This is a genomic window from Kocuria rosea subsp. polaris, from assembly GCF_001483755.1.
Classification (GTDB): Bacteria; Actinomycetota; Actinomycetes; order Actinomycetales; family Micrococcaceae; genus Kocuria; species Kocuria cellulosilytica.
In genome coordinates this window covers 1-13,159 of the sequence record NZ_LQBK01000006.1, presented here as the reverse complement: position 1 = coordinate 13,159, position 13,159 = coordinate 1, and the positions used below count along the sequence as shown (strand labels likewise).

General features: G+C 62.5%; 12 protein-coding genes and 1 pseudogene. 7 read left to right on the top strand and 6 right to left on the bottom strand.

The genetic code is table 11. From position 1 onward, the window contains the following. Window positions 1–4: 4 nt before the first annotated feature. The 4 genes from AVL61_RS17345 to AVL61_RS17335 form a co-directional block, all read right to left on the bottom strand. The gene (locus tag AVL61_RS17345; RefSeq protein WP_082696994.1) at window positions 5–772 is read right to left on the bottom strand and encodes an SGNH/GDSL hydrolase family protein; all 768 of its coding nucleotides are present in this window, start codon (window positions 770–772) and stop codon (window positions 5–7) included. Then, a complete protein-coding gene (locus AVL61_RS05685) occupies window positions 753–2,060 on the bottom strand; it encodes a lipopolysaccharide biosynthesis protein (RefSeq protein ID WP_082696993.1) in 1,308 nt (435 codons plus the stop codon). The genes AVL61_RS17345 and AVL61_RS05685 overlap by 20 nt, the downstream gene beginning before the upstream one ends. Next, a complete protein-coding gene (locus tag AVL61_RS17340) occupies window positions 2,041–3,177 on the bottom strand; it encodes a glycosyltransferase (RefSeq protein WP_269433309.1) in 1,137 nt (378 codons plus the stop codon). The genes AVL61_RS05685 and AVL61_RS17340 overlap by 20 nt, the downstream gene beginning before the upstream one ends. A gap of 105 nt (window positions 3,178–3,282) precedes the next feature. Then, window positions 3,283–3,897 (bottom strand): LbetaH domain-containing protein, encoded by a 615-nt coding sequence (locus AVL61_RS17335; protein WP_331457102.1) that lies wholly within the window; start codon window positions 3,895–3,897, stop codon window positions 3,283–3,285. Between the two features lie 128 nt (window positions 3,898–4,025). Here AVL61_RS17335 and AVL61_RS05675 point away from each other — a divergent pair, with 128 nt between their 5' ends. The 4 genes and pseudogenes from AVL61_RS05675 to AVL61_RS18765 form a co-directional block, all read left to right on the top strand. After that, window positions 4,026–5,252 carry a glycosyltransferase family 4 protein gene (locus tag AVL61_RS05675; protein ID WP_058873397.1) on the top strand — a complete coding sequence of 409 codons (1,227 nt, stop codon included), beginning with the start codon at window positions 4,026–4,028 and terminating at the stop codon, window positions 5,250–5,252. A gap of 94 nt (window positions 5,253–5,346) precedes the next feature. Then, window positions 5,347–6,378, top strand: a complete 1,032-nt coding sequence (gene gmd, locus AVL61_RS05670; protein WP_058873396.1) for a GDP-mannose 4,6-dehydratase — start codon at window positions 5,347–5,349, stop codon at window positions 6,376–6,378. A 26-nt stretch (window positions 6,379–6,404) separates the two neighbouring features. Continuing rightward, window positions 6,405–7,433 (top strand): GDP-L-fucose synthase family protein, encoded by a 1,029-nt coding sequence (locus tag AVL61_RS05665; protein WP_082696991.1) that lies wholly within the window; start codon window positions 6,405–6,407, stop codon window positions 7,431–7,433. Between the two features lie 309 nt (window positions 7,434–7,742). Further along, window positions 7,743–7,955: pseudogene (locus tag AVL61_RS18765) on the top strand (IS1634 family transposase); the annotation flags it as partial. Between the two features lie 148 nt (window positions 7,956–8,103). Here the strand turns inward: AVL61_RS18765 and AVL61_RS17795 are convergent. Then, the gene (locus AVL61_RS17795) at window positions 8,104–9,600 is read right to left on the bottom strand and encodes an O-antigen polysaccharide polymerase Wzy (protein ID WP_157571307.1); all 1,497 of its coding nucleotides are present in this window, start codon (window positions 9,598–9,600) and stop codon (window positions 8,104–8,106) included. After that, a complete protein-coding gene (locus AVL61_RS05655) occupies window positions 9,593–10,216 on the bottom strand; it encodes a YveK family protein (RefSeq protein ID WP_058873394.1) in 624 nt (207 codons plus the stop codon). Before AVL61_RS05655 ends, AVL61_RS17795 begins: the two co-directional genes overlap by 8 nt. A 403-nt stretch (window positions 10,217–10,619) precedes the next feature. On the opposite strand from AVL61_RS05655, the gene AVL61_RS05650 reads away from it, so the two are divergent. From AVL61_RS05650 to AVL61_RS05640, 3 genes are all read left to right on the top strand, one after another. After that, window positions 10,620–11,117: a DUF2505 domain-containing protein gene (locus AVL61_RS05650; protein ID WP_058873393.1), complete on the top strand. Its 498-nt coding sequence runs from the start codon at window positions 10,620–10,622 to the stop codon at window positions 11,115–11,117. A 114-nt stretch (window positions 11,118–11,231) separates the two neighbouring features. Continuing rightward, window positions 11,232–12,524: a Na+/H+ antiporter NhaA gene (gene nhaA / locus AVL61_RS05645; RefSeq protein ID WP_058873392.1), complete on the top strand. Its 1,293-nt coding sequence runs from the start codon at window positions 11,232–11,234 to the stop codon at window positions 12,522–12,524. 359 nt (window positions 12,525–12,883) lie between these two features. Then, a partial coding sequence (locus tag AVL61_RS05640; RefSeq protein WP_157571306.1) for a hypothetical protein occupies window positions 12,884–13,159 on the top strand: 276 nt, incomplete at its 3' end.

Sequence of the window (13,159 nt, the reverse complement as noted above, 5' to 3'; positions counted from 1 at the left end):
CGGCTTACACGCCCTCCGCTCGCCGGAGTCCGGACACGACTCGTTCGGCAATGGCGGCATGGCCGTCCTCCCCGACGTGCCCTCGGTCCTCGAGCACCATGTGCGATTTGACGACGGGGGGATCGATCAAACTGATGTACGTTGCGTCTACGGCAGCGGCGGCGCGCTGAACCGCCGCATCCATCTGCACGGCCGTCTCAGGCACCGAGCCCGTGACAGAAGGCCCAACCGCAATGATCTGCGCCTCCGGGTATAGACGTTCTGCTGTGACATAGGTGTTCTGGACTGCCCGATCGACAGATTCTGAAATCTCGTGGTACCGGCCCAGATCATTCAGCCCCCCTGAGACCACCACTACATCCGGATGGACTTCGTCGGCTAACTCGGCAAGGTGATCCTCATACCGTGGGCACGTTTCTTGGCCGCATGCCTCCGGATGACCGGTCGAGTAGTAACCGGTCCCGCCCAGCCCGCGATTGGACTCGTTCCATCCCATCTCTCGGGAGACAATGCTGGTCCATCTGTCGGAGGGATTCTCGGCTCCGGTGCCGGCGACATAAGAGTCCCCGATGAAAAGGGCGGTCTTAGGTGGTGGTGCCCATGTGTAGGTGGGAGCCGACGACGGGGGCAAAGTCGGAGCCTCGCCCAGGGACCGACCCCAATCCGCGAACGCGTACATGGCGCCCAACACTCCTGCGATCATGATGCACAGCACGAGAAGGCCGGGTGCGGCTTCGCGCCATGGTGCACGGTCAGCGCCGGTGCTCGCCATATGTCGTTCCACGTCGCGCCAACGACCTCGCTGACGTATTGTCGTCGATGTGTGAACCCGTGCCTCGGAATCGGAAGAGATACAGATAAACCAGTCCCGATACCTGCCCAATGGTACCTATGACGTATCCCCATGCTGCTGCCTCAAGTCCATAGAAGTAGCCACCCGCGCAAAGTAGACCGATGGACAGCACAGAGAAGAAGACCGAATTTCTCCCCACGGCCGAGTATAGCCCGACGCCCTGCAATACGGCACCCAGCATGTACAGCAGGGAGAGCCCGATGAACCCAATGAAATAGATCCTGGTCACTTCCACTGCGGGTAGATAATCGCCCCCCAACAACACGAGCACGATTTCGTCGAGAAATGGCGTCACTGCAGCGAGAAGCAATGCGATCAGAGTCGTCACGCCGCCGGCAAGGACGAGTCCCTGCCGAGCTGTGTGCCCCCGCCCTGCACTGACACGGGGAAGGATCAGAGTCGCGAAGGACGAAGGCAACATCATCAGCGGAGAAGCGATACGGGAGGGAACTGCCACGAACCCCGAAGCCAACGGCCCGAGGACCAGGCCGACAGCAGCGACATCCAACAATCGGAGATGCCCACTCATGGCATCGACCCAGAAGTGCCTCGACTCCTTGAAAACTGGCCGCATGTCAGCACGTGCTGCAGTCACCGGGGTGAAGACGCAAACCCTTTTCATGCGGAGGTTGTAAGCAATCTCTGAGATGAACACGGCTGTGCAATATGCAAGAGCCACATCGACGTCGGCAAGATGCAAAGAGAAGAAGCACAACAGGGCGATAACCCGCCGTATGACGAGATTGCTGCTGAAAAGTGCCACCTGGCCATCGGCAACGGCGATGCTGTCCCATACCGCACTGTGGCGTTGCAGCCCCAGCGCCAGAGCCAGTGGGCTGAAGACGAGGAACGCGGAATCGAAGAAGCCTAGTATGACAAACACGATCAGGCACGAGGCGGCTGCGATGACGCTGGTTAATCGGCTCCAGTTAAACATTGCGTCCACTGTGGCGGACGCAGGATCCCTGGCGCGCAGCACACCGATGTACTGGGGCATTCCAACGCTCAGGACGACTGTTAGCGCGACGAGCACAGTTTGAACCGCAATGACAAGGCCGAAGTCCTCTGGAGCCGACCACCGCGCCAGCAGGACGATGGTCACCGCCTGCGCCAGTGCAGCGAACAACCGGCCAGCCACCACCACAGAGAACTGCATGATTACGCGGCGAAACACGGTGTTACCTGCATCAACGTGGTCTTGCTGCATGCCGCCCTCTGCGTCTCAAACTGGCCACGGCACTGGGATCCCCGGGTTTTCCTGGAGTAAACGACTTTGCATAGATTTGACTCAATTTTTTCGCTACAACGCGAATGTCGAACTCTTGCCGCACAAGGTTCCTGGCGCGTGTGCCCATAGCCTGCCGCGCATCCGGGCTGAGAACGAGTTTGTCCATGGCTTCCGTGAGCGCCTCTCGGGAGGCGTCGACGACCAGCCCCGCACCGGCTGCTTTGATATATGGAGCCAAACCACATGAATCCGTGATGATTACTGGCTTCCCGCGCTCCATGGCTTCCAATACCGACATGCCGAATGGTTCATCCACCGACGGAAGGACATAGACGTCACATTGGGCGATGCGGGCACTGGTCCTATCAGGAGGTAGTGCACCCTCATACAGGAGAGCGTTCCCGAGTTTGGCTGAATCGATTTCATGGTTGACGGCATCGACCTCGTTCTCGTCAGGCCCCACCAATCGAAAGGTGGCTTCCCTTCCCTTGTTGAGAACATCCACGGCGGATCGCACGAATGCCTGAGGTCGCTTCCGTGCCGCCATGCGAGCAAGAAAGAGGACTTCGCAAATCTCATTCGCCGGCGCGTCGGGCGGCCCCGGCGTCATGTGTATGCCATTCGCAAGCACCGGCAAATCGTCGAGCCGGTTGTCCATTTCGCGCAGCTGGGACTGCTCGAGCGCGGTGAGGCAGAGGACGCTCTTGGCGCCACGCAGAGCAGGTCGGGTCAAGAGCGCGTCGAATACCACGGCGATCGGGTTGGTCTTGCGCACGATCATGCCGTGCGTCTGCACGATGTACGGGATACCGAGTATTTTGGCCAACAGGACCGCTGGCAGGGTCACAAAATCTCGCGCCAGGTGAATGTGCAGCCCATCGATGCGGTGACGCTCTGCGTAGATCGCCCGGAGGTGGCCCAGTGCCACAGTCGTGGCGAATCCCAGCGCGGGAACAGTGACGCGCGCGGGAAAGAGGCGCACGCGAGCTCCATCCAGTAACGCCGTGTCCAACGGATAGTCCCTGGAACCGGACCACAACTGGACATCGTGCCCCTGCGCACAAAGCTCTTTGGTCAGGTTTGTCGCCACTCGCACGGGCCCCCCATAGGCACCGTCCGGCGAGACCAGAGTCGCTACGTGAACGATCCTCAATTCTTCTTTCCCCCTTGCTCAGACGGCCTCAGAACCGCGCTCACATGGTCAAGCGCTGTTCTTCGAATTTGAGGTCCGAAAGCGCTCTCCCTTCACTGTGGGCGACTCGGCACCGAAAATGGCGTTCGCAGGAACATCCACACTGACCCGTGTCAGCGGTTGCACCAGCGCCGACCGACCGACCGTGACCCCGCCTGTCACTACGCACCGTGAAGTAATCCATGCGCCGTTGTCTATGATGACAGGACTCGTAATGAGGCCCATATCGGTGCGGTGAGCGTGGCTGCCCGTGGTAATGAAGGTGTCCTGCGAAACCACTGCATCATCGCCAATGGTGACCTGGTCCTGGTTGTGGATCCAGACACCCTCGCCGATCCAGGCTCGATCCCCGATGCTCAGCTTCCAGGGAAATCGGACTCGAGTTCGGGGACGGATCAGAACTCCCTCTCCAATGCGTGCACCGAACATCCGAAGCACTCGGGCACGCAGTGAGGAGCTGATCTGCCAAGGGTTGGTCACGAAGACAAGTTCGGCGGCAGACCACAGGTAGACGACCCATGTCGGACGGTCCCAGGTCTCCCTGGAGCCGGGTGCCTTGGACAGGTCGATCACGGGGGTGTCTTGAGAGTCGGAAGCTGGTTCGAGAGGCAGGGTCATCGTCATGAATCCTTCAGAAGTCGCGGCCCCGGTGACTAGTCACACGGGACGCTCCACCGCGTAGCACGGGGGTGTCGTGCTACACACTAACCAGACCAATTGGCCGTGCAGCGTTCGAAGAGAAGAGTTACGCCATGTCATCGCGGTTGACCATCATCGGCTTGAATCTCGCGCCGGAGCCCACGGGGAACGCTCCCTACACCTCCTCATTGGCCACCGAACTTGCTGACAGGGGGTGGACCGTGAAGGTCATCGCAGGCTTTCCGCACTATCCGCAATGGCAGGTGTTCGATGGGTACACGGGGACGTACCGGAGGGAGTCGCTCGGCAAGGCGGAAGTTCTACGGTTGCGTCACTACGTCCCGCGGCGGCCCAGGTTTCTGAACAGATTGTTGATGGAACTGCACTTCGGGTTCCAGGTCGCCCGGACGGACTGGGGCGAACCCGATGTCGTACTGTTCGTCTCGCAAGCGCTATTCTCGTCCGGGATCGCGCGGCTGACCATGCCCTGGCGACGTCCACGGACTCGCACTGCCATCTGGGTCCAAGACATCTATACCCGGACCTTCGAGGAAGCACATGCTTCCGCGTCCGGGTTTGCAGTACCCATGCGTTGGCTCGAGGGTCGGATCCTCGCACGTATGGACAAGACCATCGTCATTCATGAGCGGTTTCAGCGGTATGTATGTGACCGTTTCAAGCTCCCCCTGGACAACGTCGAGGTGATCCGCAACTGGTCACACATCATTCCTTCGCATGATCTCGATCGTGCGACCATCCGTCAACAGTTTGGCTGGAGGGATGACGAAATCGTTGTACTGCATGCCGGCAACATGGGGGTGAAGCAGTACCTCGACAATGTCGTGGAAGCAGCGCGTCTTGCGGTGCAGAACGCGCCGAACGTCCGTTTCGTCCTCCTCGGTGGGGGCAATCAACGGCACCATCTCGAGGACTTGGGGAAGGAAGTGGCGAACCTTCAGTTCATCGACCCCCTTCCTGACGACCAGTACGCCTCCGCGCTGGCAGCGGCCGACATCCTGCTGGTCAACGAAAAACCAGGAATGCGCGAGATGTCCGTGCCAAGCAAGCTGACCTCCTATTTTGTCACCGGGCGCCCTGTACTGGCCGCTGTGGAAAGCGACGGTGCTACTGCGGACGAGGTACAAGCGTCCAAAGCCGGAGTAGTCGTGCCGTCGGGGGATCCGATGGGCCTACTGCGATCCGCCGAGATCATGGGGGCGGATTGTCGTGCGGCTTCCGAACTGGGCGCCAAGGGACCCCTGTATGCGATCGAGAGACTTTCGACCGAAGCGGCTGTGCGGCACTGGGACTCTGTGCTGAGGGACCTGCTCGCGGATTGAGCCTTCGTGGACCGTCACGTTGGGTGTTGATGTTTGACCGTCCGGCCCGGACTTGTACATTGACGGGCACATGCTGGAAGACCCGGGGGAAACCATGACCACATCGCGCAAGAAGGCTTTCATCACCGGAATCACCGGTCAGGACGGTTCCTATCTGGCGGAGCTGCTGCTGGCCAAGGGCTACGAGGTCCACGGCCTGATCCGTCGCGCCTCGACCTTCAACACCCACCGGATCGACCACCTCTACTCCGACCCGCACGAGACCGATCCGCGACTGTTCCTGCACTACGGCGATCTCTCCGACGGGTCCCGGCTGGTGACTTTGATGGCGCAGATCCGCCCGGACGAGGTCTACAACCTCGCCGCCCAGTCCCACGTGAAGGTCTCCTTCGAAGAACCCGAGCACACCGGGGACACCACCGGGCTGGGCACTGTGCGCCTGCTCGAGGCGATGCGCCTGGCCAACGTAGACGCCCGCTACTACCAGGCCTCCACCTCCGAGCTCTACGGCGCCACCCCGCCCCCGCAGTCCGAGGACACCCCCTTCTACCCCCGCTCCCCCTACGGCGCGGCGAAGATCTACTCCTACTGGATCACCAAGAACTACCGCGAGGCCTACGACATGTACGCCGTCAACGGGATCCTGTTCAACCACGAGTCCCCCCGGCGCGGGGAGACCTTCGTGACCCGCAAGATCACCCGCGCGGTGGCCGCGATCAAGGCCGGCACCCAGGAGAAGCTCTACATGGGCAACCTCCAGGCCATCCGCGACTGGGGCTACGCCGCCGAGTACGTCGAGGGCATGTGGCGGATGCTCCAGGCCGACGAGCCCGAGGACTTCGTCCTGGCCACCGGCCACCCGTGCACGGTCCGGGAGTTCCTGGAGATCTCCTTCGACCACGCCGGACTGGACTGGCGCGAGCACGTCGAGTTCGACGAGCGCTACCTGCGCCCCACCGAGGTCGACGCCCTGATCGGTGACCCCGCCAAGGCCAAGGACAAGCTCGGCTGGGAGGCCACCGTCAAGGCCCCCGAACTGGCCCGCCTGATGGTCGACGCCGACATCGCCATGCTGGAGAACGACGCCTGGGTCGACTCCGTCGAGCTCGCCTCCTGGGCCAAGTGAACCGGGAAGCGACAGGAAAAGCACCCATGACACAGACACCCACCACCGAGTCCCCCACCGCTGCCGGCGACACTGAAGCAGCCGGCCGGCCGACCGGGTTCGTGCCGGGTCCGCTGGATCGCACGGCCCCGTTCTACGTGGCCGGCCACCGCGGCCTAGTCGGCTCCGCGATCTGGCGCCGGCTCCAGGCCGAGGGCTTCACCGACCTCATCGGGCGCACCTCGTCCGAGCTGGACCTCAAGGACCGCGACGCGGTGTTCGCCTTCTTCGCCCAGGCCAAGCCGCGCTATGTGGTGCTGGCCGCGGCGAAGGTGGGCGGGATCCTGGCCAACAACACCTACCCGGTGGACTTCCTCTCGGAGAACCTGCGGATCCAGGTCAACGTCCTCGACGCCGCCCTGGAGCACGGGGTTCAGCGGGTGCTGTTCCTGGGCTCCTCCTGCATCTACCCGAAGCTGGCTCCGCAGCCGCTGAAGGAGGAGTACCTGCTCACCGGGCACCTGGAGCCCACCAACGACGCCTACGCGATCGCCAAGATCGCCGGGATCCTGCAGATCCAGGCCGTCCGGCGCCAGTACGGGCTGCCCTGGATCTCCGCGATGCCCACCAACCTCTACGGGCCCGGGGACAACTTCTCCCCCACCGGCTCCCACGTACTGCCGGCCATGATCCGCCGCTACGAGGAAGCCCGCCTGGCCGGGGCGGAGTCGGTGACGAACTGGGGCACCGGCACCCCGCTGCGGGAGTTCCTGCACGTCGACGACATGGCCGCCGCCTGCCTGCACCTGCTCGAGCGCTACGACGGACCCGAGCACGTCAACGTGGGCACCGGCACCGACCTCACCGTCAAGGACCTCGCCGGGCTCGTGGCCGAAGCCGTGGGCTACGAGGGCCGCATCGAATGGGACACCACCAAGCCCGACGGCACCCCCCGCAAGCTCATGGACGTCACCAAACTCACCGCCGCCGGCTGGACCGCCCGCATCCCCCTGCAAGAGGGGCTCCGGACCACCGTCGAGTGGTACCGCGAACACCAGGACGGCATCCGTACATAAGCCGCTGCGGCGTTGTCAGCGTGGCAGCGCGGGTCCCGGAGCAGAACCGAGCGGTGTGGTAGGGGCCCGAGCCGTTTCTCGCCGTGAACGCCGACATCCAACTACTGGTGGGGGAACTTTTCCTGACCGGCTGAATCTACTCGCGTACCTGCGAAGTATTGCCGCGTCGTGGGGCGGCCATAGACATCGACCGCCGCGCGTGTTGATGGTCGAGCATCTCGACACTCTGTTGGTCTCTGACCGAGGGCAGGGCTCTTAAGCATAGGCCTGCGCTAAACCTAAGTCGACTCATGATCTGGGTCTCTGCGACGCGACGCAATCGAGGAGCACCTGGCCATTGCGTTCACCGCCCTGACGATCACGCGCACCGGGCTGGCGATCCACATCGTTGTCCGGCAGCTGCGGTCCCTGCGCTCAGCGACCATCGCCATCAACGGCACGACTAAAACCTCTGCCCCGGCCATCCCCACCGAGCGGCAGGCCATCCTCGACGCCATCTGTGGCGCGGAAGTCACGCACTAGGCAAATGAGCCAACTCGGGCGACACCCTGTTGGTTATTAACCGAGGGCAGGCCTCTTGATCATAGGCCCGCGCTAGAAAGAGATACTCGTCTACTTACTTCAGGCTCCTGCAACTGTCGCAGGCTGTGAGCTCGCCCAGGGCAGGAGCTCAGCGCCATCCACCCTGCGAGGGAGCTTGTGCCTCAAGAACAGGGGGCCAGCCGTCGCGGGACGGAACGGAAGAGGGGGCGGCATCACCTTGGTCTCTCGCGGTCACCAGCATGGTGCTGACAACAAGCACGAGAAGACCTGCAATGGTAACCATGAGGGACCCCCGCCATACCAACAGCAGGAAGAAGGGTGTAATACAGCCGAGCACACTGGGCATCCGATGCACCCGAAGTCTTATTTCCGTCCTTCGGTCGACAAAACGGAAAAAATATCCAAGAAAAAACATGCCCAGGACCAATAACACCCAACCGCCGTCAATAAAGAACTCGGCCCATATCGGAGCAGAAAGATTGTCGAACCAGTATCCCTTGTAGTGTGCAAGCACGATACCCGTGGCTTCGGGTTTTTGCGCCCATATGGACCTGGGCACCCAGAAAAGCAGGGCCCCTAACAACTGGTGACCTGATCGAGTTCCGAGTTCGTCCACATATTCCGTTGCGTTCATAATTTGCGCAAAGGAATCAAAATCTCCGGTGAGCATGGCGCGCACCGGGTCAAACGACAAGGTTTCGTCCCCGCTGAGTCGACGAAACATGTCGGCCACAGGAAAGAGGAATATGAGCGAGAGAACTGTTCCGAACGTTACCGCGCGGAAGCGCGCTAAAGTCGCATAGGCTCCGGCCGTTGCCACGACCGCCAACAAGACTGTACCGAACACATATCGAGGGCTGCTGATCGGGTTGACGACGACAAACATCACCACAACATTGAGAAAGACGAGCGCCTTGCTCCCTGGAGTTGACCGTGTTGCGGGCTGTGCTATTGCTTGGACCTGTGCTACGTATGCCACCGCCAAGGCCATGGGCACAGCCGTCGTGATCAGATTAGCGAGTGCAGGATTTGTCCATGCCGTGAACTGAGCCAGCTCCAGCGCCTCCCTGCTCTGGAACAGGACGGCAGGTCCGACCGAAAGGACATAGTAAATAGTGACCACCAAGGTTCCGGCAAAAAATGCTTGCGACCGTGCCGGTGAAATTCGGGAAACGAACGAGGAAGCCGTAGACAGTGGCCGCCTCGCAGCCAAGGTACTGCCCACAATCCAAGCTATGCACCCAACCACGACGACAAGTAGTGCGTCGTCAAAATGCGCCCCGCTGAGGTGATCAGTTGTGTCAGGCTCTAGACCGAGCCTCGCTTGCACAAACGGTGCCACGCCAAGGAACACATAGACGAACAGCCAGAAAACCATTTCGTACAAGTGCCGCTCGGAACTGCCGAGTATCCAGACCAACCTGACCCCGGCCACGAATATGACCGCCATCAAAGGCGCCCCTGGTTGGGCATCCCCCTCAGGGGTCATCGTGTACAAGAACAACCAGAAAGGAATAAGCACTAAAAACACAATAATACCGGCGAACATCGCCAATCGTTTGTCAGGTGCCTCCGCGCTTTTCCTCTCAGTATCCGCCATGTGATGGGTCACGACGTCAGCCACGGCTCGTGCCGAAATCCTTCTGCGAGGGCCGTTGCGGCAGCACAAGAGTTACCGCAGCGCCGAGGAGGAGTCCCACCGTGAGACCGACGACAGCGAACATGGCAGAGGACGGCCGTTCCGACGTGGCACCCATGGCTTGTGCGCTGACGTCCATGCGCACGACGGGTTGACCGTCCAGTTGCGGTTCCGTCTCGTTCACATATTCGGAAAGGACAGCGGCCGTGGTGTTTGCTGTGTCGACGCTCTCCTGCCGGTCGGGCGAATAAGCGATGATGTTGATGGAGTAGGTCTTCTCCGGAATTTCGGTCGACACTCGGTCAATCATCGATGCAGGGAAGATGTCCACTCCCAATCGATCTACCACCCTGGTTTGCAGCAGAGGCTTGTCCGCGAGCTCCGCGTAGGTCGAGGTCTGGAACTCCATGTAGCCAGCGACCATGGAGAGGTCTGACGGAGTGTCCACCCGGGCCATATGCAAGTACACGGAACTCACGGCACGGTACTGCGGCGCCGTCCTCGATGAGATGACCAGTCCGACGATAGTGCCCAGCACTCCGAAGGCGAGGATGAGCCACCACCCCTTCCGCATCAATCTGGCGTAATCGTCAATTTTCATAGCGCATTCCCTCTGCTGTACGAGCTGTTAAGTCCTGATGGTCGTCCGCAGGGAGGGGCAACGGCATAGTCACCCAGGGACCTCGACTCGACGTGCTCATGTCCTGCCTGGGGTCACGAATCCGTGTTCTCCGCCGCTCTCAGCGCCGCGCGAGACACGAGACTCGACGTCCCCGGTTCCTTCCCCGTCTCCCTACGGTGGCCCAAATCTCGGTCAGTGTATCCTCGGCGACTCCACGCCCCTCGGTCGGCAACACTGCGACGGATTTGTGACGCACCGGCCAAGACCGCCGCTCACAGAGCTCTTCGTTCAGTGCCCGCGCCACTCACATACCATGATGCGTGCGCCCCGCGCGGGCCCATCTCTGTTGGGACGGGCTCTCCGCACGAACGAAGGAAGTTTCATGGCCGTCACCGCCTCCACCACCGTCCCCGCGCCCGTCGGCCAGGTCGTGGTGACCTTCTCCGACGAAGAGTTCATCCGGCACGTGACCCACCGGGCCGGGGCCACCCTGGAGTCGGTGGAGGTCGTCGGGGACGTCGAGGCCCAGTTCGCCGTGACCACGGTGCGGAACATGGCCGCGGACCGGCTGCCCGAGATGGCCCGGAAGTTCGTGGGCTCTTCGGTGCAGCTCACCCAGGTGGACACCTACTCCACCGCCGACGCGGACGGGATCCGCGTGGTGCGCACCGAGATCTCCGTGGCCGCCCTGCCGGTCTCCGGCTCCGCCACCCAGACCCTCACCCCGCAGGGCGAGGCCACCGACGTGCACGTGCACTGCGTGGTCAAGGCCAACATCCCGTTCGTGGGCAAGATGGTCGCCGAGGCCGCCGAGCCGTTCATCGGCAAGGCCCTGTCCCTGCAGTCCCAGGAGGCCGAGGCCTGGCTCGCGAACCGCTGAGCCCCGGCACCGTTCCGCTCCCGCACACCGCTCGCGGCCGGGCGGTAACCCCGCTCACAGGGCGGTCGTAGACTGACCCCTGATCTTCCTCCGACGACGAACAGGAGTCCGGCTGTGAGCGCAGTTGAGACGGACGAGCACGGGCCCGGGCTGGGCAACTTCCTCCGCAAGGACCTGGTGGGCGGTGTGCTGCTGCTGGTCGCGATGCTCTCGGCGCTCGTGATCGCCAACTCCCCGCTGGCGGAGGGCTACTTCAGTCTGCGGGACACGCATATCGGGATCGACTTCCCGGGCCTGGACCACACCGTGGGCGAGTGGGCCTCGGAGGGCCTGCTCGCGATCTTCTTCTTCCTGGTGGGCCTGGAGCTCAAGACCGAGTTCGTGGACGGCGAGCTGCGCAACGTCAAGAAGGCGATGCTGCCCATCGTGGCGGCCTTCGGCGGGGTGATCGTCCCGGCGCTGATCTACGTGGCCGTGAACCGGATCAGCAACGCGGACCCGACCACCATCGACGGCTGGGCGATCCCCACGGCCACCGACATCGCCTTCGCGGTCTCGGTGCTCGCCGTGGTCGGGGCGTCGCTGCCCACGGCCATGCGCACCTTCCTGCTCACCCTCGCGGTGGTGGACGATCTCATCGCGATCGTCATCATCGCCTTCGTCTACACCGACGGCGTGCAGACCGAGTTCCTGCTGCTCGCCCTGGTCCCCCTGGCGCTGTTCTACGTCCTGACCCAGCGCTTCATGATCTTCTTCCTGACCCGGCCCTGGGCCGCGTGGGTGATCCTGATGCCCATCGGCGTCCTCACCTGGCTCTTCGTGCTCGAGGCCGGCGTGCACGCCACCATCGCCGGCGTGCTGCTGGGCTTCATGGTCCCGGTGCTGCACGTGAAGCCCCGCGTGATCCGCGGCGACGTCCCCGAGCTGGGCCTCGCCCCCACGCTCGAGCACCGCTTCCGTCCGCTGTCCAACGGGCTGGCCATCCCGGTGTTCGCGTTCTTCGCCGCCGGCGTGGCCGTGGGCGGTGCGAACGGCGTGGTGACCTCCCTGACCGACCCCGTGGCGATCGGCATCGTGCTGGGACTGGTGGTCGGCAAGCTGATCGGCATCTTCGGCGCCGCCTGGCTCATGGACCGGTTCACCCCGGCCACGAAGGACGACGACTACACCTGGCTGGACCTGGGCGGCCTGGCCATGGTGGCCGGCATCGGCTTCACCGTCTCGCTGCTCGTGGCGGAGCTGAGCTTCGGCATCGGCAATCCGCACAACGACCACGCGAAGGTCGGCATCCTCACCGGCTCGGCGATCGCCGCCGTCATCGGCGGCACGCTGCTGGCCGTGCGCAACGCCCACTACAAGAAGCTGCGCGAGCAGGGCGTGGTGGTAGACAAGCTGGACGCTCCGTAAACCAACCTCGCATGGAACCGTACGAGCCTTTGCCTCGTGCCTGCCGCCCTGAACTCAATATCGACCCGACGCAAAAATTCCTCATCACTATCTGCTGGTCGGACTCCCGTAGACCTGCGCGAAGCACAGGTCCACGGGAGTCCGACGTGTACCTGCGCGAAGCACAGGTCGGTGCTACACCGCTTTGTTACTCGATGCACCCTTCGTTACTAGCGGAAAGTCCCTTGACTGACGATGATGGGTCCAGACTTCGATCCGAAGGCACCGCATCGGGGGATAGCAGTGTCGAAGGAGTGGAGCGAGGATGCTGTCGCTCCAGCCGCAGCAGGTCCGGGGGGAAACCAATGTTGCCATCTGTCGTGGGCGCTCTGCTGAGCGCTGTTGTTCTCGTCTACGTACTGTCGAAGGGCACCTATCTCCGTCACGCCCGCGGCATCCGAAACATGAAAACGGTGAGAAACTGGATCGTAGCTGTCTACTCGATCCTCCTGGCGCTGAACGTCTGGTGCGCGATGCAAATGACACACGCTCTGCTGTGCGACGCTGTCGCCGGCACAACGCTGGTCGCCACCGCAACGTTGGCGGCTGTGGTCGCCGAGCGGCGGATCCCCGCCACCACCGTGGTCGAGCGCCGG

Coding starts and splice junctions, on each gene's coding strand:
- AVL61_RS17345 (WP_082696994.1), bottom strand. CDS start 772: ATGGCGAGCACCGGCGCTGACCGTGCACCATGGCGCGAAGCCGCACCC.
- AVL61_RS05685 (WP_082696993.1), bottom strand. CDS start 2,060: ATGCAGCAAGACCACGTTGATGCAGGTAACACCGTGTTTCGCCGCGTA.
- AVL61_RS17335 (WP_331457102.1), bottom strand. CDS start 3,897: ATGACGATGACCCTGCCTCTCGAACCAGCTTCCGACTCTCAAGACACC.
- AVL61_RS05675 (WP_058873397.1), top strand. CDS start 4,026: ATGTCATCGCGGTTGACCATCATCGGCTTGAATCTCGCGCCGGAGCCC.
- gmd (WP_058873396.1), top strand. CDS start 5,347: ATGACCACATCGCGCAAGAAGGCTTTCATCACCGGAATCACCGGTCAG.
- AVL61_RS05665 (WP_082696991.1), top strand. CDS start 6,405: ATGACACAGACACCCACCACCGAGTCCCCCACCGCTGCCGGCGACACT.
- AVL61_RS05655 (WP_058873394.1), bottom strand. CDS start 10,216: ATGAAAATTGACGATTACGCCAGATTGATGCGGAAGGGGTGGTGGCTC.
- AVL61_RS05650 (WP_058873393.1), top strand. CDS start 10,620: ATGGCCGTCACCGCCTCCACCACCGTCCCCGCGCCCGTCGGCCAGGTC.